At 65.9% G+C, this 20,036-nt stretch carries 15 protein-coding genes; 3 read left to right on the top strand and 12 right to left on the bottom strand.

Features of this window, described 5'->3' with window-relative positions:
- Nucleotides 1-9: 9 nt before the first annotated feature.
- The 7 genes from G342_RS0115305 to xylB form a co-directional block, all read right to left on the bottom strand.
- Nucleotides 10-843: an ATP-binding cassette domain-containing protein gene (locus G342_RS0115305; protein ID WP_018184035.1), complete on the bottom strand. Its 834-nt coding sequence runs from the start codon at nt 841-843 to the stop codon at nt 10-12.
- Nucleotides 840-1,958, bottom strand: a complete 1,119-nt coding sequence (locus G342_RS0115300; RefSeq protein ID WP_018184034.1) for an ABC transporter permease — start codon at nt 1,956-1,958, stop codon at nt 840-842. The genes G342_RS0115305 and G342_RS0115300 overlap by 4 nt, the downstream gene beginning before the upstream one ends.
- A gap of 88 nt (nt 1,959-2,046) precedes the next feature.
- A complete protein-coding gene (locus G342_RS0115295; RefSeq protein WP_026304475.1) occupies nt 2,047-3,045 on the bottom strand; it encodes a sugar ABC transporter substrate-binding protein in 999 nt (332 codons plus the stop codon).
- An 88-nt stretch (nt 3,046-3,133) separates the two neighbouring features.
- Complete coding sequence (locus G342_RS0115290; protein ID WP_018184032.1) at nt 3,134-4,399, bottom strand: ROK family transcriptional regulator; 1,266 nt, start codon at nt 4,397-4,399, stop codon at nt 3,134-3,136.
- 118 nt (nt 4,400-4,517) lie between these two features.
- Nucleotides 4,518-4,994 carry a hypothetical protein gene (locus G342_RS0115285; protein ID WP_018184031.1) on the bottom strand — a complete coding sequence of 159 codons (477 nt, stop codon included), beginning with the start codon at nt 4,992-4,994 and terminating at the stop codon, nt 4,518-4,520.
- 5 nt (nt 4,995-4,999) lie between these two features.
- Complete coding sequence (locus G342_RS0115280; RefSeq protein ID WP_018184030.1) at nt 5,000-5,350, bottom strand: DUF6152 family protein; 351 nt, start codon at nt 5,348-5,350, stop codon at nt 5,000-5,002.
- A 63-nt stretch (nt 5,351-5,413) separates the two neighbouring features.
- Nucleotides 5,414-6,880, bottom strand: a complete 1,467-nt coding sequence (gene xylB / locus G342_RS0115275; protein ID WP_018184029.1) for a xylulokinase — start codon at nt 6,878-6,880, stop codon at nt 5,414-5,416.
- A gap of 503 nt (nt 6,881-7,383) precedes the next feature.
- Between xylB and G342_RS0115270 the strand changes: the two genes are divergently transcribed.
- From G342_RS0115270 to G342_RS0115260, 3 genes are all read left to right on the top strand, one after another.
- The gene (locus G342_RS0115270) at nt 7,384-7,584 is read left to right on the top strand and encodes a hypothetical protein (protein ID WP_018184028.1); all 201 of its coding nucleotides are present in this window, start codon (nt 7,384-7,386) and stop codon (nt 7,582-7,584) included.
- A 303-nt stretch (nt 7,585-7,887) separates the two neighbouring features.
- Nucleotides 7,888-10,188 (top strand): putative bifunctional diguanylate cyclase/phosphodiesterase, encoded by a 2,301-nt coding sequence (locus tag G342_RS25360; protein ID WP_018184027.1) that lies wholly within the window; start codon nt 7,888-7,890, stop codon nt 10,186-10,188.
- A 182-nt stretch (nt 10,189-10,370) separates the two neighbouring features.
- Nucleotides 10,371-11,573 carry a glycosyltransferase family 9 protein gene (locus tag G342_RS0115260; protein ID WP_083931241.1) on the top strand — a complete coding sequence of 401 codons (1,203 nt, stop codon included), beginning with the start codon at nt 10,371-10,373 and terminating at the stop codon, nt 11,571-11,573.
- A 15-nt stretch (nt 11,574-11,588) separates the two neighbouring features.
- Here the strand turns inward: G342_RS0115260 and G342_RS0115255 are convergent, their stop codons facing one another.
- The 5 genes from G342_RS0115255 to G342_RS0115235 form a co-directional block, all read right to left on the bottom strand.
- Nucleotides 11,589-12,797 (bottom strand): glycosyltransferase family 4 protein, encoded by a 1,209-nt coding sequence (locus G342_RS0115255; protein WP_018184025.1) that lies wholly within the window; start codon nt 12,795-12,797, stop codon nt 11,589-11,591.
- Between the two features lie 5 nt (nt 12,798-12,802).
- Nucleotides 12,803-14,116, bottom strand: coding sequence for a hypothetical protein (locus tag G342_RS0115250; RefSeq protein ID WP_018184024.1), 1,314 nt, complete (start codon nt 14,114-14,116; stop codon nt 12,803-12,805).
- Nucleotides 14,117-14,212: 96 nt separating this feature from the next.
- Nucleotides 14,213-14,851: an invasion associated locus B family protein gene (locus G342_RS0115245; RefSeq protein WP_018184023.1), complete on the bottom strand. Its 639-nt coding sequence runs from the start codon at nt 14,849-14,851 to the stop codon at nt 14,213-14,215.
- Nucleotides 14,852-15,010: 159 nt separating this feature from the next.
- Complete coding sequence (locus tag G342_RS24290; RefSeq protein ID WP_018184022.1) at nt 15,011-15,562, bottom strand: invasion associated locus B family protein; 552 nt, start codon at nt 15,560-15,562, stop codon at nt 15,011-15,013.
- A gap of 250 nt (nt 15,563-15,812) precedes the next feature.
- Nucleotides 15,813-19,796 carry an autotransporter domain-containing protein gene (locus G342_RS0115235; RefSeq protein WP_018184021.1) on the bottom strand — a complete coding sequence of 1,328 codons (3,984 nt, stop codon included), beginning with the start codon at nt 19,794-19,796 and terminating at the stop codon, nt 15,813-15,815.
- Nucleotides 19,797-20,036: the final 240 nt, after the last annotated feature.

Raw genomic sequence — 20,036 nt, 5'->3', positions numbered from 1 at the left:
GGCGGCTGCCTAAGCCGCCTCGTCCACCGGCGGTGCCATGGCGCCGGTCATGATGGCGACGGCATCCGACATGGTGTGCCGCTTCGGCTCGATCACCGCGATGCGCTTGCCGAGTCGGTGAATGTGGATGCGATCAGCGACCTCGAAGACATGCGGCATGTTGTGGCTGATGAGGACGATCGGCAGACCCCGTTCCTTCAGTCGGAGGATCGTTTCCAGCACCTTGCGTGATTCCTTGACACCAAGCGCCGCGGTCGGCTCGTCCATGATCACGACGCGGCTGCCGAAGGCGGCGGCCCGCGCCACGGCGACGCCCTGGCGCTGACCGCCGGACAACGTCTCGACCGGCTGGTTGATGTTTTGGATCGTCAGCAGGCCGAGCTCAGTCAACCGCTGCCGCGCCATCTTTTGCATGTAGGCGCTGTCGAGGGTACGGAACATCCGGCCGAAGAAGTCCTCGCGCCGCTTCTCGCGGCCGAGGAACATGTTGTCGGCGATCGACAGCGCCGGCGACAGCGCGAGGTTCTGGTACACGGTCTCGATGCCGAGATTGCGCGCCTCGATCGGGCTCTTGAACGCCACCGGCTGACCGTTCAGCCAGATCTCGCCATGGTCCGGGATGACGGCGCCGGTCAGCGCCTTGATCAGCGTCGACTTGCCGGCGCCATTGTCGCCGATGACGGCGAGGATCTCGTTCGGCATCAGGTCGAAATCGGCGTTGTCGAGCGCCACGACCCGGCCGTAGCGCTTGTTGAGCGCGCGCGCGCGAAGCGCGGGCACGGCCTCCGCCGAGGGGGCGACGACCGTCGCGGGGCCGGCGCTTGTTCCAGGTTCGAGGGTCATGACGAAATCTTCCGGATCCACTGGTCAATGGTGACGGCGACGATGATCAGCACGCCGACGGCGAAATCCTGCCAGAGCAGTTCGAGGCCGGAGAGCGCCAGGCCGTTGCGGAAGACGCCAACGATCAGCGCCCCCACCAGCGTGCCGATGATCGACCCGCGGCCGCCGAACAGGCTGGTGCCGCCGATCACCACGGCAGTGATCGAATCGAGATTGGCGGTCTGGCCGGCCTGCGGACTGACGCCACCGATGCGGCCGATCAGGACCCAGGCGGCGATAGCGCAGATGAATCCGGCCAGCGCATAGACGGCGATCAGCGTGCGGTCGGTGTTGATACCGGCCAGGCGTGCCGCGTCGGGATCATCGCCGGTCGCATAGACGTGACGGCCGAACGCCGTCTTGTTCAGCACGTACCAGATCACCGCCGCGACCAGCAGCATGACGATCGAGCCGTAGTTCAGCACCCAGCCTTTCAGGAAGGTCCAGTCGAGACCCATGCTTGCGAAGAAATTGTAAGGCCTGAGGATCGTGCCGGTCCATTGCAGGAAGGGCGCCGTTTCCTGCATGTCGGCCTGGCGGATCGTCTCGCTCTTCGAATACCAGACGTTGAGTGCGCCGAAGATGCTCCAGGTGCCAAGCGTGACGATGAAGGGCGGCAGGCGCAGCTTGGTGACGATCAGGCCGTTGACGAGGCCGCAGGCGAAGCCTGCCAGAAGGCCGAGCGGAAAGGCGATCTCGACCGGCACGCCATAGACGACCGCCGTCCGCCCCATCACCACCGAAGCGAGGATCATGATCACGCCGACCGAAAGGTCGATGCCGGCGGTCAGGATCACCAGCGTCTGCGCGCAGCCGAGGATCGCGATGATCGTCACCTGCTGCAGGATCAGCGAGAAATTGAACGCCGACAGGAACTTGCCGGGAGCCGCGAAGGAAAAGATCGCGATGCCGATCAGCAGCACGATGAACGGTATGCTGGTCGGAAAGCGGTGCAGGAATTCCTGGGCGCGCCGGATCGGCCCGCGATCCATCTCGTCGAAGGATGCGACGCCGACCTGACTGGCCTCGGTCAATCCGCGTTCGGCCGCAGCCGAACCCGATGCGTTGTCACTCATAAGGCCATCCTCCCCGACGCCTCATCGTGGGAGCGCCGAAGCGCCCCCACGTCTTCCCAAGGATTGCCGCCTGCGCGGCGCGGACGTCTCAGCCCCAGCAGAGCTTGAGGCCCTCTTCGACGGAGATCGACGGCACGCCGTCGACCGGTTTGGCGGTGATCAGCTGCGCGCCGGTGTCGAGGAAGCCGACGGCCGGATCGATGTCCGGGATCTTGCCGGCATGGATTGCCTCGAGCGCCATCGCCGCCATCTTCAGCGGATATTGCTGCGAGGTGGCGCCGAGCGTGCCGGCCTGGACGTTCTTGACGCCTGGGCAGCCACCGTCGATCGAGACCAGCAGCACGCTGCCGTCATCCTTGCCGACAGCCTTCAGGGCTTCCCACGCGCCGGCCGCGGCCGGTTCGTTGATCGTGTAGACGACGTTGACGTCCGGGCATTTCTGCAGGGCGTTCTCCATCGCCGTGCGGCCCTTCTCCTGGTCGCCCTGGCTGATCTCGTGCGTGCAGATGCGCGGATCATCCTCGTCGCCGTACTTGTTCGGGTCCTTCACGTCGATGCCAAAGCCCTGCATGAAGCCCTGGTCACGCAGGAAGTCGACCGTCGGCTGGTTGGTGGCGAGATCGAGGAAGACGATCTTCGCATCCTTGGCCTTGTCGCCGAGCGTCCCCTTGGCCCACTGGCCGATCAGCTGGCCGGCCTTGCGGTTGTCGGTGGCGAAGGTGGCGTCGGCCGCGTTCATCGGGTCGAGCGGCGTGTCGAGCACGATCACCTTGAGGCCCGCGTCGCGCGCCTTCTGGATCGTCGGCACGATCGCCTTCGAGTCCGAGGGAACGATGGCGAAGCCCTTGGCGCCGGCCGCGATCAGATTCTCGATCGCCGCGACCTGGCCGTCATTGTCGCCGTCATATTTGCCGGCGGCTGTGATCAGGGTGACGCCGAGTTCCTTGGCCTTCTCCTGCGCGCCCTCGCGCATCTTGACGAAGAAGGGGTTAGTCTCGGTCTTGGTGATCAGGCCGATGACCTCCTCGGCCAGCACCGGTGCCGCGGTCAGCGCAAGAATGCTGCCGGCGAGCAGAAGTTTCTTCAGCATGTCCGTTCCTCCCTGGTCGATTTTTATTATGCGTCGGCGAAGCGACCAGCTTCTCCGCGACGCTCCCGGTCTCCTCCCGAGAATCTCATGTGAGACCGGCGAACCCGACGGTTCCACCAGTCTCGAACTCCCTGTCGCCGCCGCGCATCAGGATCGACGCGCGCGGCGAAAAATTGAAGAACATCGGCAGGCTCGCCGCGCCGATGGCGCCGGCGTCGCGGCCGAGCGTGCCATGCAGGATGCGCGGCGCGCGGCGTGCCTCCGGCGCATGATCGTCGAGCGCCTCGGTGAGGCGCCGGATCAGCGCATCGACCAGGCCGCCATCGATATCGGCGTCGACGATGACCAGCGGTACGTCGAGCAATGAGATCGCCGACCAGATCGCCGGCGCCAGCGCCTCGACCGCGTCGTCGATCCACTCCTGCACGGCCGGGTGGCCGGCGGTGAAGGCGTCCTGCAGGTCGGCGATCGAGGCGACAGCGACGCCGCAGGATTGCAGATGCCGCCCCAGCGCGTTCAGCGACGCGCGGGTGATCAGCAGCTCGCGCCCGTCCGCTGTTTTGGGCGACGAGGCCAGCCGGCCCGGCGCCACCGCCAGCACGGCGACGTCGCCGGCATTGCCGGAGCTGCCGCGCAGGCAATCGCCCTGCACGACGATGCCGCCACCGATGGCCGGGCCGATGAAGAGATAGAAGAAATCGTCGACGCGACGGCCATGGCCATAGAACAGTTCGGCGATGGCGGCGGCGTTGCCGTCGTTCTCGCCGAAGACGGGAAGCCCGGTCGCCTCCTCCAGCCGCACGGCGAAGTCGAAATCGTCCCAGTTGCGGAAGGTCTCGGCCGGCAGGTCGAGCCGCCCCAGCCAGGCGCCGAGATTATAGGGCAGCGCCAGCCCGATGCCGGCGAACCGCTCGCGTTCGGCAGGCGCGAGCCGCCGCAGCAGCAGCTGGACATCGCGCGCCACCATGTCGAGCGCGACGTCGGGCTGCGGCAGCACCATGTCGTAGCTGATCCGGTCCAGTTCCCGGCCGTCGAAATCAATCAGGATCGTCTCGATCGAGCGCCGGTCGAGCCGGACGCCGATGCCATAGGCGCCCTTCGGGTTCAGCCGCAGCAGCATCGCCGGCTGGCCGCGGCCACCATCATGGCGCTTGCCGACCCGCTCGATCAGGCCGAGATCGTCAAGTTTCTGGATGATGGCGCCGATGGCGGTGTTGGTGAGATCGGCGGCGCGGGCAAGATCAGCCTTGGAGGCCTCGCCCGCGCGTCGCAGGCGCTGCAGGACGAGACGCTCGTTGTAACGGCGAAGCTGCGCGGAATTGCTCCCGCGGCCGATGCCGGGCCTTTCCAAACCTGCCTCCCTGTGACGCTTACTTTGCGCCGTCTTATTAATTTATCATGATGCAGTTAATCGACGCAGCTTCCGTTAAGTCAAGACGGATTCGTCGCCGCACTGCGGCAGAGGCGCGTCAGATATAGGCGATCGCCCGGCCGGCGATCAGCACGACGACCCAGGCTGCCAACGAGACCGCCGCGAAGGGACGCGCAGCCGCCACGCCACCGGCCCCGGTGAGCGAGCCGCCGAAGCGCCAGTGGAAGATCGCGACATTGGCGAGGCCGAGGACGAGCACGGCCATCTTCAGCTGGAAAGCCGGATTGCGGATCACCGCGCTTGCCTCGGCCGACAGCAGCACGACACCGGAGAGGAGCTGCAGCAGCAAGCCGAAGGCGGCGAGCGGGATCGCCACGCCGGCGAAGGCCGAGGCGTCCGGCAGCCGGCGCAGCACCGCGATATCGAAGGTGGCGATCCCGCCGAGCAGCAGGGCGGCGCCGAGGACATGGACGAAATTGGCGAGCGGATAGAGCCAGGTCGTCGCGCGCGCCGTCTGGCCGAGACCGGAGCGCTCGAGGGTCAGCATCCATTCGATCAGCGCGTCGGGAGGCATGCCGGTCAGCGCAGTTCCACGGTCTTGCCGTTCGCGGTGATCCGCTCGGCCCGCATCTCGTGCTCGTTGCGCGTCGAGGGATAGCCGACGACGCTGACCACCGTTCCAGGCGCGAGATCCGCTTCGGTCAGGCCGCGCGCCTGCATGCGGGACAGCGGCGCCAACGTCGCCTCCCATGTCGCGCCTTCATAGGGCAGCATGATGTGAGCGTGCGGATTGGCCCAACTCAGCATCTCGACCGGCGCCTCGATCGTCATCACCCTGGCGGCGTCATAGCTGCCCCAGCCATGATGGGCCGAGGCGGTGCCGGCGGAAAGAACCGCCGCGAACGACAGAATGATGGCGCGCCTGTTCATCGCAGAGCCCTCCGCGACCCTCGGTTCCCAGCTATCTGGAACAGCCGGGGGTCGCTTCAAGCCTCAGCGGGAAAACTCCGGCCTCAGCGCGCAGTAAAGGCGGCGGAACCGCTCGATCTTCGGCTGGTAGCGTTCGGTCGCCGCCGGATCCGGATCGATGGTGGTGTGGATCGGCGGCGCCGTGCAGACGCGCGCCGGCTGTCCGCCGGTGGCGGCAAGGATGGCCAGCCGCGCCGCTCCAAAAGCCGGTCCCTTGGCGCCGCCCTCGTGCAGGACGATCTGCACGCCGAGCACGTCAGCGAACATCTTCATCCAGAGCGCGCTCTTGGCGCCGCCACCGATCGCGCCCATGCGGACCGGGCGGGTTCCGGCCGCGGCGAGCGCGGCCTGGGCATCGGCGAAGGAAAAGGCGACGCCTTCCAGCACGGCGCGGATCAGGTCCACCGTCTCGGTCGCCGGATCGAGGCCGAAGAACACGCCGCGCGCATGCGGGTCGTTGTGCGGCGTCCGCTCGCCGGCGAGATAGGGCAGGAAGATCAGTTCGTTGTTCTTGACCGGCGTTGCCTCGACGCGATCGAGCAGCTTGCCGATATCCGTCTCGCCCACCACCGAGGCGGCCCAGGCGAGCGCGCTGGCGCCGTTCAGCATCGCCGCCATCTGGAACCAGCGAGCCGGCAAAGCGTGGGCGAAGGTGTGCACATAAGCGGCCGGATGCGGCCGATAGGATTCGTTGACGACGAAATACTGGCCCGACGTACCGAGCGAAATGAAGGCATCACCCTCGTCGATCGCGCCGATGCCGATGCCGCCCGCCGCCGCATCGCCGGCGCCACCGGCAACGATCACACCGGCCTTGAGGCCGAGCGCCGCGGCCACCGACGGCGCGAGCGTGCCGGCCGCGTCCGATCCTTCCACCAGGCGGGGCATCACGGCGGGGTCGAGCCCGGTCGCGCCGACGACCTCCGGCGACCAGCGCCGGTTGGCCTCGTCGAGCCAAAGCGATCCGGCCGCGTCGGACATTTCCGAGACATGGTCGCCCGTCAGGCGGAAGCGGATGTAATCCTTCGGCAACAGCACATGCGCGACGCTGGCGAAGATCTCCGGCTCATGCCGCGCGACCCAGAGCAGCTTCGGCGCCGTGAAGCCCGGCATCGCCGGCACGCCGGCGATCTGGCCGAGATCCGGCACCCGATGCTCGAGCTCGGCGCATTCGGCGTGGCTGCGGCCATCATTCCAGAGGATGGCCGGCCGCAACACACGATCTGCCTCATTCATGAGCACGGCGCCGTGCATCTGGCCGGACAGGCCGATGGCGACCGTGGCGGCGAAGCCGGCGGGTGCCGTGGCCCTCAGCCGTCCGAGCGCCGCCTCGACGGCGAGCCACCAGTCTTCCGGATCCTGTTCCGACCAAAGCGGATGCGGTCGCGAGATCGCCAGCGGAACATCTGTCTCGGCGAGCACCGCCTGGTTTTCGTCGACGAGCAGCGCCTTCACTGCCGATGTGCCGATGTCGATGCCGATATAGGTCATGGGCTCTCCCCGTCCGCGTTACCGCGCTCAAGAACGTTGCATGCCGGCCGCGTTGTCAATCCGTCCGTGCCGTCTCGGCGCCACGCGTTTTACCCGCGGCTTTCGCCAAGCCGGGAAAGCCCGCAACTTCCTCCTCGGTGACTGTCAAAAAAAGGAAATGCATGACTGGTAGAAGGGGAGGGTTCGGCCCCATATGGGCATCGCATCCAACGCGATGCCGCGGTGATTTGAAAAGCAGCTTGCGCCGCGACACCAAACGCTAAAGCGTCACGATCGGGTTCGTGGCTCTGGATTTCGTTGAGGAGATTCCCGATGCCGAAAACGACAGCAACCCTGCGTCACTCCCACCCCCATACCAAGATGTGTCTCTGTCGCCGGAACTCCGGCTGATTTTCGACATTGGGGGTCGCCGGGCGACGTCCGGCTGACACTCGGAAGAGAGACAGGATCGATCGCGGCCCGAAACTTGCACGGCGAGTTTTGGCGGCGAAAGGAGAACTTCGGTGTTCGACAACTACATTATCGAGATCGACGACCAGGCAGCCGGCATTTTGATCCGGTCCGGCAGGAGTTTCGCATTCCATGCGCTGGAGGGTGCCTTCGCGACCCTCGAAGGGCAAATCTTCACGGACGCGATCGCAGCCGAGCGCGCGGCGCGCAAGATCCGCCGCCATCCGGAGACACAACTGGCGCGAGCATCCTGAGACTTTCACCTCCGCGCGCCGACCGACGGCGCGCGGACCATCCACCCTTCCCCCGACAGGATGGGCGACCGGGACGCGGCAGACCCAGCCCAATCCGATATCCGTGCGATTGCAGGACTTTGCCGCTCGCCCGAACGGGACACCTCCCTATAGTCCGAAGCGTTCAGACGGCTAGAACATGCGCCAGACCGGTCCGGGCAATCCTGCGCCTCCTGATTGAAGTTCCAAGGCTTCACTTAATCGCTTGTAAAGGCAGGCTCCTATAGCTTCCTCGCCGGTGAGATAATCAGGAAAGCGTCCCGGTTGACGAACTATATCGACGTCCGTGCAGACGACATCGAGCAAACGACCGACTTCAGCGACGTCCGGGATCTGCATGCTGTGTGGATTTCGGCGAAGGGCGACGCACTGCCGGATCTTGCGCTCTTCTCGTACTGGCTCACCGGCGCTCAGGCCGAGCGCACCCTGCTGATGCGGGTGCGCGGCAATAATCTCGTCTACGAGCATGTCGGCAATCGCATCCTGGCGGTGTTCGGACACGATCCGACCGGCATGACGCTGGAAGAGCTGACCAATCCGGGCGCGCAATCGTTCCGCCCCGTCTATTACCAGGTGCTGCAGTCCGGCCAGCCCGGCCTCGGGCTGCACAACCGGGTCGGCCCCGGCGCCATCGGCATCACCGAGCGCCTCGTCCTCCCTGTCCGCGACGGCGACGACACCTGCCTGCTCTGCTATGTCCGCCCGCGCGAAGACGCGACCCATGTGCTGCGATCGGTGTTCAACGTCAGCGCCGACGCCATCACGGTTCTGAACGCGGTCCGGGGCAAGGACGGCGCGATCGAGGACTTTCTTGTCGTCGCGGCCAATACCGAATCCGCTCGCCGGCTCAACGCCCTTCCCGAAAGGCTGCTCGGCTGGTCGATCCGCCAGATCTGGCCGTTCGCCGAAGCGATGGGCCTGTTCGGTCGCTTCACCCGCGCCGTCAACAGCCAGATCCCCGATGTCTTCGACGCCAGCTATCCGCAGGACGGCAAGCGGGTCGACCGGCAGCTGCGGCTCGCGCCGCATGGCGAAGGTCTGACCGTCACCGATGTCGACATCGGCCCGACGCTGGCGGCGACGCGCGCCATCGATCAGCAGCACAAGGACCTGATCAAGGCGAACGAGATGCTCGAGGCGCGCGCCGTCGACCTGATGGCGAGCTACGAGTCGCTCGAGCGCACCACCCAGGACCTGCGCGACGAGATCACCCGCAATCGCGCCCTTGAGGCCGAACTGGTGTACCTCGCCCATCACGACAGCCTGACCGGCCTGCCGAACCGCACCTTCTTCGAGCAGCGCTTCGAGGAGAAGCTGAAGCAGATGAAGCGGGCCCGACGCCGCGCCGCGCTCTGCATCATCGACCTCGACCACTTCAAGGATATCAATGACGGCCTCGGCCACGACGCCGGCGACATGGTGTTGCGGGAGATTTCGAGCCGCCTGCGCACCACCATCCGCAAGTCCGACGTGATCGGCCGGCTCGGCGGCGACGAGTTCGCCGTCGTGCTGACCAACGCCCAGGACATCGAGGACGCCGCCACCGCCGTCAGGCGAATGATGGAGGCGGTCGCCCGTCCGTTCTCGGTCAAGGGCCAGGACGTTCCGATCAGCCTGAGCGCCGGCATCGCCATCTTCCCGGCCGACGGCAGGACGTTCGGTGAGTTGATGGCCGATGCCGATATCGCGGTCTACCGCGCCAAGCGCGCCGGCCGGGGACGCACGGTGTTCTTCGAACCGTCGATGCGCGACGACGCCGAACGGCGTTACGGCCTGTTGAAGGCGCTGCGACTGGCGCTCGACGCCCGGCAGATCCTGCCGGTCTACCAGCCGCTGATCGACATCCGCAGCGGGCGGCTGATCGGGTTCGAGGCGCTGGCGCGCTGGCTGCACCCCGAGCGCGGCATGCTGGCGCCGGCCGCCTTCTCCGAGACGTTCGACGAGCCCGACATCGCGCAGGCGTTGACCCGGATGATGATAGAGCGCGTGCTGGGCGATCTCGCCGGCTGGCGCGACCAGGGCATCTCCGTGCGCGCCAACATGAACGTCACGGCCTTCGACCTTCGCAATCCCGGCTTCGCCCAGGATCTGGTGGTGAAGCTGCACGAGCATGGCCTGAAAAGCGCGCAGCTCGGCATCGAAGTGACCGAGACGACGATCCTGTCCCGCGACGCCGAGCGGATCGCCGCGACCCTGCACGAGCTCCGCCGGCTCGGCTTCTCGATCGCGCTGGACGATTTCGGCACGGGCTACGCCTCGCTCAGCCATCTGCGCAGCCTGCCCGTCAACAGCCTGAAGATCGACCGCACCTTCATCAGCGATCTCGAACATGATCCCAAGACGACGGCCATCGTTCGCTCGATCATCGAGCTCGCGGCGGCGCTGGATCTCGAGATCATCGCCGAAGGTGTCGAGACGCAGCTGCAGCTCGACGCCGTGCGGGCGCTCGGCTGCCCGATCATCCAGGGCTATCTGATCGCCCAGCCGATGGTCGCCGCCGGGGTTCCCGACTTCATCGCGCAATTCGTCAATTCCGTCTCCTCGCGACGCTGGCGCGTCGCCTGAAGGCGGGCTTGTTTCCCGTCTGATCGTCCCGGCCCTGTCGGTCGCGCACCTCCCCCAGGAGGAGGTGATAAGCGATTCAGATTTTCAGGCAGATTGATCGCAATGCCACTGGCCACGAGACCCGGGGCAGGATACACGCGTAGTGTGTATTTGATATAAAATCCCGCTGGAGTAGCAGAGCGATGGGCTTCTTCGTCACGCATCAAAGCGATCGAGTTGTCTACAGAAGCTGGGAAACGGCACAGCCTTCTGGCGCAAAGTTTCGGATCGCAGTGCTCAAGCTGGACCATGTCGGCGATTTCTGGATGTCGCTGGGCGCCCTCAGGGAACTGCGGCAGCGTTTCGCGAGCGCCCACATCACGCTCGTTGTCGGGAGCTGGAATATAGACACGGCGAGGCAGTTTGAGCTTGCCGACGACTACGTCGCGTTTGACTTCTTCTCACGCAACCCAAAGCTCGGCAAGAAGCGAAAGCCCGCAGAAGAGATCCGGAACGTTCTGAAGGGTGAGTTTGATCTTGCGATCGACATGCGCGTTCCGGACGAGACGAGACAAGTTCTGATCGCGATTCCAGCCCGGCATCGGGCTGCTATCGCCGACCGCTATCGCATGCCCGAGATCGATATTGCCATTCAGCCGTTCAAGCTCCGACTGCGGCGAGGCTTTCTATACAAGCTGGCTCAGAAAATCGGGCTTTCCAACAAGGCCCCCCGTCGGTGGTTCGATCGGGATGCGGATCGCCAGCAGTTGGGCATTCAGCATGTGGCCGATATTCTCCATTTTCTGGTCTCGAAGACAGCAACCTATTTCGACAATCCGACACAGCGGAGCATACCGCCGCCCTCCGGTGAGACGGCTTCCGGACCGATCGTTGTGGCCCCGTTCTCCAATTCCGATCTGCGAGACTGGCCAATCGAAAATTACAGGGAAGTCGTCGCCACGCTCTCGAAGAAGGACAAGGTGATTCTCGTCGGGCGAAGCGAGAGTCTACCGGCACTGGAAAGTGTCGCGGATGCCGCGCGGAAGCGAGGGGCAGGCAACGTTGAGATCGCAGCCGATCTGACGGAGCATGAATTTAATCAACTGCTTGCATCGTCCGCGCTCGTCGTCTCCAATAATTCCGGCGCAGGCCATGTCGCCGCCCAGCTCGGACGCCCGACCATCGGTATCTTCACAGCATCGCATCTGCCCGAGCTCTGGGGCTTTCAGGGGCCTTTCGTCAGCATGCTGATGAGCACGGTCGAATGCCGCGGCTGTGGTCTCGATGCCGTTCGCCGCTGTCCCAACGACGTCATGTGCAAAACCGATATCACGCCGGATCATGTACTTGCCGAGATATCCGCGCTACTGAACCGCACGAAGTCGCTCGATGCCATGGCCGCCTGAGATGCCCCGGTCGGCTCATCGCTTGCCGGCGATGCTGAGCATGAAATTGAACATCTGGCGGCCCAGTCGGTCCTGATCGAAACGCCCCTGCGCTGTCTCGGCGTTGCGCCGCCAATCCGCCAGGATGGCCGGCTCGGTCAGGACGCGGTCGAGCACCGCCATCCAGCTGTCGCGATCGCCAGGCGCCGCGAGGTCGCCCGTGCGGCCCGGCTCGACGAGTTCGGGAATGCCACCGATGCGACTGCCGAGCACCGGCAATCCAAGGCTCAGGGCCCGCACCGCAACGCCCGGCCAGTTCTCCTGCCAGACAGAGGGAATGCAGAGCAGATCGGCATTCTGCATGTGGTCGCCCACTTCCGCCTCGGAAACCCGGCCGTGGAATCGCAGCCAATCCGCGCCGGCATGACGGGCCCGAAGCCTCACCTCTTCCGGTCCTCCGCCGACCACGGCGAGGCTGAAGCGATGCCGGCGCGCCAGCGCCGCCGCTGCATCCAGCAGGATGTCGACGCCCTTGCTCGCATGCAGGCGACCGACATAGAGCAGTCGCACGGTCTGCGAAGCGGTGCGCGCGACACGCGGCGGGTCGTAGCGATTGGGGTTCGGGATGCTGACATGCGGATAGCCGGCGATCGGAAACAATGCCGACAGCGTCGCGAGATTGGCCCTGGACGGCGACGAGAAGCCGATGCGCTGGAACTGCCGGATTCTTGCCAGCTTGTACCGGCTTGAGATCCGGCAGCCGGCACAATGGCGCGGGCACGTCTCGCCGCGCCGATACATCGACATGCGGATGCAGGCAAGGCCGAGATCATGCAGCATGAACAGCGTCGGCACGCCGCGGCGCGCGATTTCGTCGAGCGCGTTGTAGCCGAGGCCTTGGACAATGTGCACGTTGACAAAATCCGGTTGGAACGCGTCCAGAACACCGGCGATGAGCCGGCGGTTGCGCGGGTCAAGATGATCCTGCAGGTGCCAGATCGGCTTCTGCCACAGGGGCGCGCGCGACGCCTCGTTCGCGGGGTAGAGATGCGGCGTGCGCAGCCGCCAGATCCGCACGGCGCCCACGCGGATACCGTGCAGTTCCTCATCCTCGCGCCGCGCACTGGTCAGGACCGCCACCTCATGGCCCTGCCCGGCCAGCCACTGCGCCAGATTGGCGGCCGAATTCTCGGCGCCGCCCAGCGCATTGGGCGGGTAGAGCGCGGCGATCACCAGGATGCGCATCGGCGTCAGACGCGGACCGGCGCGGCGCCAATGGCGGGTCTTGCCGCTTCATCGGGCGCCGAGAGCCCACCGACGCGACCGGCTGCGGCCAGCGGATCGAGCGCCTTGCCGGCGAGCAGGCCGAGCAGCAGGGCCGGCACCACGGACTCGACGACGTTGGACATCATCCCGATGACGAGCAGCACCGCCGCGGCGACGGCGAGGACACGAAACACGGCGGGCGCGGCAATTGCCAGCACGCGATTGCCCTGCAGGAACGCGGCCAAGAACAAGGCGGCCCCAAGCCCGAAGCTGGCATAGAGAAACAGGAAGAGGTTGTCGGCGGCGCTATACTGCGCGGGATCAAAATAGGCCTGGCCGGCGCCGATACCGCCGAAGCCGAGGCCGAGCACCAGCCCCGGCCAGGGCGGATCGAGCAACGCAAAGGCACGCGGCCACATGTCCGCCATGCGCAGGCCGAGCGAACCGAGCGACAGAAAGCCGAAATGGCCCGATTGCGGCAGACGCAGGCCGAGCAGAGCGGCGACGGGAAGCGCGATCGCGACCGCGAGCAACCCGGCAAGCACGGCCTGGCGGGCGCCGAAGCCGCCGTCGCGCCACCGCCCGACGCGATCCGTAAGGAAGATGAACAGCGGCGTCACCAGCACGGCGACCAGAGGCGCCTTCGAGGTCGTCAGCCAGACGGCGGCCAGCGACACCAACCAGATGGCGACCTTCGGCGCCATGCCGAGCCGTCCGGCCAACAGCAGCGCGCAGCCGAGCGCGATCTGGTTGGCGGCCGTGAAGCTCGCCCGCGAGAAACCAGGCAGCCGCTGGATGCCGAAGGCGCTCCAGGCGCGGGCGAACTGCGTGCGGACGCCGAGGATCTCGTAGCTCTCGCCGAGCCAGGGAAGCCAGACCACGGCGCTGACGAAGACGCCGAGGACGGCAACCCACCACACTGCCGCGACCATGCGCAGCGCCGGGGCCAGGCCGCCGACGGCGACGACCACCATGCCGAGGAAGAGCGGCATCCAGGTGTAGTAGCCGAAGGCGACCTGCAATGGCGCCCGCCCAAGCAACAACGCATAGGGTAGCCAGATGCCCGAGAGCAGAAGGATGGCGATCGCGACGGCGTCGGCCCGCAAGGCGCAGAGCTGGGCGACACAATAGACGGCGACCACAAGGGTGGCGGCGAGGATCGGTGCGTAGGAGAGTTCGAGCAGGCCGAGTTGCGACAGCCCGTAGCGAAGCGGACCGCCCAGCGCATCGCTGGCGAGCAGCAGCGCGAGCGCGGCGAGCACGGGCATGCGAAACGACGAAGCGAGGTGTTCGGTCATCCGAACCTGCCAGTGGCCACGCAGTTCCAGCGTCCGCGCCGGGCTGTTCGGCCAACCGGAGGCTGCGGATCAAGCTGACAACACGCAGGTCCTGCGTCAATCCCCCTGGCGCGCCGAAGCGTTCGAGGCCAGCAGATCCAGGCCCTCCACCAAGCCGTCATGACTGAAGGTGAAGACCGCCGCGCCGCCCTGCCTCAGCATCACCGTCACCACGCCGGCCTTGGCGGCGCGCATGGTCTGGACGAAATTCGCCGTCAGCTTCGCCCGTACCTCGCAAAGATCGGCGGCGCAGGATTCATAGGGAACGGTCGTCGGCGGCTTGCCGTCGAAACCGAGCGTCATGCCGGGGCGCACCAACACCCCGGTCGGCAGGCTCCAGGCCGAATGCAGATTGCCGTCCGCCGCCGCCTCGATCCGCCACGTCGCCCCGAAGCGCGCCTCGCCGCCCGCCTGCACGGTCTGCACCAGCGCGCAGGGCACGGCCGGCGCATCGCAATTCGCGGTCCAGGCGCCGATGCGCTTGCCGGGATCGGCGGCTGTCGCCTGCCCGGCGGCCGTGGGACCCGCCGACGTCGCGCTCAGGGCCGTCCGAGCCCATGCCAAGGCGGGCGCGAGCGCCTGTCCCTTCCAGAGGATGCCGATCGCTGCGAGAGCCGCGATGATCAGGGCAAGGACGAGCACCCAGAGCAACGGACGGCGGTCCGAAGGGTCCTTGTCATCATATTCGTCTTGCATGGCTCGATCGTCTTGCATGCTCGCCGGCCCCCTGCCAACGCCGCGATCCGGCATCGGCCCGGAAGGCCCCTGCCGGAGGCGCGGCCCCCGCCGGCATGATGCTGGCCGGACCGCGTCGTTTCAAGCCTCGCGGCCCCTCAGGGCGCGCGCCTCAGCCGATCACTTGATCTTGCCGTAGGTTGCCGAAAAGCCGGCCAGCGACATCGGCAGCTTGATCGGTTCCTGGCTCAGATTCTGGAACGTCACGTTGAAGATCTGGCCCTTGAACATGGCGGCCAGCATCTCGTCGCTCACCGGCGCGCCGGCATAGCAGCCGCCATTGTCGCAGGTCTGCAGCGGCAGCACCTGCCCGCCAGCGCCGTCGACGTCGATGGTGACGCCGCCGGCCAGCGACAGGCCGAGCGGGCCGCGGATCATCAGCACCGGCTTGCGCGTCTGCGCCGGTACCCGCACCGTGATCGAGCCGACCAGCTGGCCGGAGCCGGAAATGACGGCGCGCTGCTCCATCTGGCAGTCGAGCTCGGCAGCGCGGGCCGTCCCCTGACAAGCGCTGATCCAGCTGGGCGGCGAGGCAGCCTTGCCGCCGCCGAGCACGGGCAGATTGGCGTCGCCCTCGGCCTGCCCCTGCGCCAGGACAACGCCCGGCGCGGCGAGCAGCAGGGCCGCGGTGACGAGCGAAGGCCGCAATAGGCGCGCGAAAGCCATGAACATCTGATTCCTCCTGAAGATGGGGGGAGTTTCGCCGGAGCCGGGCCTGGCGACAAGGCGGTGCTCTCCCATCACCGCCCCTGCCCCATGGCAAGCAACGCCCACGGGTCCAGTTGGGCAGGCCGCTCGGCGCGGACGCCTGCCTTGCGATGGAAAAGCCCTGCCTTGCCGCCAGCCGAACAAGCCGGCAAGGCTCGAAACGAGAGCCGCCGGCCCTGCGGCCGGCGGCTCGTTCACATATCTGGACGACGGCCTACCAGGCCCAGCGGGCGCCGATCTTGCCGGTGCCGCCAACATAGTCGTCGCCGAAGCGCAGGTCCGCCTTGGCAAAGCCCGTCCATCCGCTCTTGGTCGAGAAGATGTTGATGCCGGCGCCAACCTCGCCGAAGACGTCCGGCGCGTCGTCCTCGACCACCAGGCCGGGGCCGCTGTCGAAGAACACCGAATTGTTGCTGAGCAACTGACCGGCGATACCGACGCTGACATACGGGTCGTACTTGACGCCGTCCTTCAGGCTCGATCCGCCGAAGCGGGCGCCGAGCTTGCCCTCGAGACCGTCGCCATTGTCGAAGTTGACCGGCGTACCGGAGATCGTGATGTCGTCGATCTTGGTATGCGCATAGGCGAGGCTGGCGTTCGGCTCGATGAACATGCCGGTCGCCGTGTAGAAGCGGTAGCCCGTCTCGACGCGGCCGCCGATCGTCGTCGAGTCGGTGCTGTCATCGGCGCCGGCGACATTGTAGTCGGCCTTGAGGAAGTCGCCCTTGATCAGGGCATCGACATAGAGGCCGCCCTTGACCCAGCTGGCATAGACGCCGACCTGCGGGCCCGACAGCTTGACGCTGTCGCCATTGTTGAAGTCGACATCACTGGTGACGTAGCCGCCGAGCACGCCGGCGATCAGGACGCCGTCGGCGACCGTGCCCTCGAACTCGTGGTCGATACCGCCCTGGAAGCCCCAGAGCGTCTGGTCATAGCCGGTATCGAGCGTCACCGACTGGTTCTGGAACGGCGTGATCGTCGTTTCCGTGCTGCGCTCGGCGCCATTGCCGATCATGCGGGCCCAGATGCCCGACTTCTTCGTGGTGTCGCCGCCGGTGCCCTGCTGGGCGCTGACGCGCAGGTCGCCGGCCCTGTCGATCCAGCTGTCCGACGTCGTGTTCCAGACGCCCTGGGCAAGGCCGGCGAATTCAGCCAGCGCATAGGCGCTGCTGTCGGCATAGTTGGCCAGCACGAAGGCATTGGATCCGGGCGGTGCCGAAGGTCCGGGGCTATCGAGGAAGAGATCGTAGGTGAACAGGCCACGATCGATCGGCCCGTTGGCGAGATAGAAGGCGTCCGGCGCCGCATTGCCGAGAACGACGCCGACCACCGGCGTGCCGACCGGATTGTACTCGGCGTTCACCGTCGGATCGAAGTTCACGTAGACGGCGGTCTTGCCGGTCGCATTGCCGCCGACGACCAGGAGGTCGGAGGCGGAGTTGTACTGACCGGCCAGGATGGCGTCGACCGCGAGCTTGCTGCCGGCGCTGGCGTTGAAATTACCGGAGATGTAGGTGATGTCGCCGACCGGCGCACCATAGAAGGGCGAGACCATCGGCGCGTGGCCGACCAACCCATTCTGCATGGTGATCAGATCGGTGTTGTAGAAATCGTCGACCCCGACAAAGCTGGCCAGGCCGTTGACACGGAGCAAGCCGTCATTGTCGACGGTGTTGTTCCCTGCGGGGCCGGCGAAGGCGAAGGTCGTGATCCCGGTCAGCTCCATCTCATTCGCATTGTGGACCCAGTTGGTGCCGGTGCCGGTGGCAAAACCGAAAGTCGTCACGCCTTCGGCGAGGAACGTGCCGTGATTGTCGAAGGTGTTCGACCCGCTGTCCGAGGCGAAGCCGAACGCCGTGGCACCGCCGACCCGCATGGCTCCATCATTGTTGATCTCGTTGTCGCCGGTCTCGCTCGCCAGGGCGATCGCCGCGATCGTTGACAACCCCGGCGTCGCGCCGGGGTTGATGTTGATGACGCCGCCGAACTGGTTGTCGATCGTGTTGGCGCCATCTTCCGAAACGAGCCCGATCAGGGCGTTGCCCGTCACGTTGATCTCCGCCTGGTCTCCGTTGGCGACCACATTATGACCCGCGCCGCTGGCAACGAAGGCGCTGATGCCCGACGTGTTCCAGATGCCGCCGGTGGTAGCCAGAGGCGAGGCGCTCATTGTGTTGGCGAAGACGTTGCTGCCGCCATCAGTGGTCAGCGCCACGATGCGACCGTTGATGTCGCCCTGGTTGGTAAGGCTGAGCTCGCCGCCGGCGGAGAAGATCGCCAGATCGTCGAGATCGCCGCTGGCGCTCTCGATCGTGCCGCGATGATGGAACCCGCCGAGGTCACCCGTCAGATTGTTCACGACGTTGCTGGTGCCCGACATCATGGCGACGACGGGCGAAAGCGAGCCGCCGGCGCCGATGATCGTGCTGCCATTGCTGGTCAGCACGACTTCGGCCTCCGTCGCGATGGCGACGACGCCGGACGTCTGGCCGGTCACGGTGGACTTGGTGCCGAGCGTGATCTTGGTCGAGGCCGGGCCTGCGGTGTCGAGCGTGAAGATGCCGACCTGCGGCACGTCGTTCATGCCAATCTTGCTGACATCACCGACCCTGACGTCGATGCCGCCGGCGCCGAAGTTCAGGCCGACCGCGCCGGCGAGCGTCGCGTCGACAAAGCTGCCGTCGCCGATATCGACGGTGGCGAGGCCACCGACCGTCGCGGCCAGCATGCCGATCATCGGCGGATCGATGTTGACGCCATCGTCCAGCTTGACCGTCGCCGCGCCATCGCCGAGCGCGATCGCCGCGCCGCCGAAGAGGCCGCTGTCGACCGAAACATTGCCATGCAGATTGACATCGACCTTGCCGGCGCCCGTGGCGATGCCCACGACACCGCCGCCGACGCCGATGCCGAGGCCGGGAATGGTGAAGGCGTTGGCCCCGCCGGCATTGACCGCGCCGGCGTCGATCGTGACATCGCCGCCACCCAGCGCCACACCGAGAATGCCGGTGCCGCTGGTGGCATCGACCGAGCCGTAGACACCGTCATCGCCGCCGATGACGACATTGCCCAGAACGGAAGTCGCGAGAATGCCGTTCTGTCCGCCCGTAACGGAACCGCCAAGGGCGATGTTGACGTCCTTGGTAAGCGACAGGACGTTGATGCCGTCCGTGCCGCCGCTGATCGTGCCGCCGACACTGTTGTTGATGATCACGTCGTTGACGGCGAAACCCTTGATGCCGGCGCCGGCAACGCCGATGATCGAGCCCTCGTTGCTGATCGTCGTCGTTCCATTCCCGTTGTTGTTGAGAATGTTGACGTTGGCGAACTGGATGCCGTCCTCGGCGCCGTAGATGCGGCCCTGGCTGACATTGTTGCCTGTCAGGGTGTTCTGGTTGGTGACGGTGAAATCACCCATGGTCAGGGCGTTGATGCCATCCTTGCCGCCACCGATCAGGCCGCCCTCGTTCGTGACGCTGCCACTGCCGCCTGCGATGATCGAGACGCCGGAACCGCTGAGGCCGATGATCGAAGCATCGTTGGTGTTGTTGACGGTGGCGTTGCCAATCGCCACGAGGGAAACGCCATCCGTGCCGCCGGCGATACCGAGCGCGCTGGAATTGTTCACGGTGGCATTGCCGCCCGCCAGAAGCGTGACGCCGGTTGCCGTCGTACCCGAAATAAACCCGGATCGATCCAGACCGAGCGGGTTCGGATTGTCATAGTCGGCATTGGTGACGGTCGCGTCGCCGGCGTTGATCACATAGACGCCGTGAACATTTCCAAGAACGGCGCCGGTGTTGCTGATCGTCGCGTTGCCGGCCGAGGGCGCAACGCCGACGAGCGGGTCCTTGACCATGATGCCGGAGCCACCGGTAGACCGGATGCTGCCATCATTGGTCACGACAATATTGCCGGTGCTTCCACCCGGCACGATATAGGCGTTGATGCCATTGTCCGTGCTGACAATGTTGCCCGTCGACGTGTTTTTGACGACGACATCGCCTCGCCCACTAGAAAGTAGGCCGCCAGACACAGCGTTGATGCCAAAGCGTCCGGCATCGATCTGGCCCGAATTGTTGACGGTCGCATCGTTGCCAGCACCCTCCGTCCAAACGAGGACACCATCATTGGTTGCGCTAATCGTTACTCGATCCCTGACGTCGACAATGACATCCGTTTGCGCCCCGGCCACCGGCCGCCCCCGAATCCCCGCCGGGGTCAGAATATTCCCTGGGCCGAACACACCACTTGTGACGGAAACGCCATCACCGATTCTAGCATCCGTCTTGCCAAGACCGGTTCCCCCAAAATACTGGGACTGGATAGAGGTACTATTCGTCCCATTTCCAATATTTAGCTCGAACGAATTGAGCGAGCCGGACGGCCCGTACTCAATGCCACCATTGCCATTTCCGGATGGCGTCCCGGGATT

Source organism: Kaistia granuli DSM 23481 (genome assembly GCF_000380505.1).
In the GTDB taxonomy this organism is placed as follows: Bacteria; Pseudomonadota; Alphaproteobacteria; order Rhizobiales; family Kaistiaceae; genus Kaistia; species Kaistia granuli.
Note: the sequence above shows the minus strand (reverse complement) of the source record. Positions and strands in the feature narration are given on the sequence as shown.

Coding starts and splice junctions, on each gene's coding strand:
- G342_RS0115260 (WP_083931241.1), top strand. CDS start 10,371: ATGGGCTTCTTCGTCACGCATCAAAGCGATCGAGTTGTCTACAGAAGC.
- G342_RS0115245 (WP_018184023.1), bottom strand. CDS start 14,851: ATGCAAGACGAATATGATGACAAGGACCCTTCGGACCGCCGTCCGTTG.
- G342_RS0115285 (WP_018184031.1), bottom strand. CDS start 4,994: ATGCCTCCCGACGCGCTGATCGAATGGATGCTGACCCTCGAGCGCTCC.
- G342_RS0115305 (WP_018184035.1), bottom strand. CDS start 843: ATGACCCTCGAACCTGGAACAAGCGCCGGCCCCGCGACGGTCGTCGCC.
- G342_RS0115255 (WP_018184025.1), bottom strand. CDS start 12,797: ATGCGCATCCTGGTGATCGCCGCGCTCTACCCGCCCAATGCGCTGGGC.
- G342_RS0115300 (WP_018184034.1), bottom strand. CDS start 1,958: ATGAGTGACAACGCATCGGGTTCGGCTGCGGCCGAACGCGGATTGACC.
- G342_RS24290 (WP_018184022.1), bottom strand. CDS start 15,562: ATGTTCATGGCTTTCGCGCGCCTATTGCGGCCTTCGCTCGTCACCGCG.
- G342_RS0115250 (WP_018184024.1), bottom strand. CDS start 14,116: ATGACCGAACACCTCGCTTCGTCGTTTCGCATGCCCGTGCTCGCCGCG.
- G342_RS0115280 (WP_018184030.1), bottom strand. CDS start 5,350: ATGAACAGGCGCGCCATCATTCTGTCGTTCGCGGCGGTTCTTTCCGCC.
- xylB (WP_018184029.1), bottom strand. CDS start 6,880: ATGACCTATATCGGCATCGACATCGGCACATCGGCAGTGAAGGCGCTG.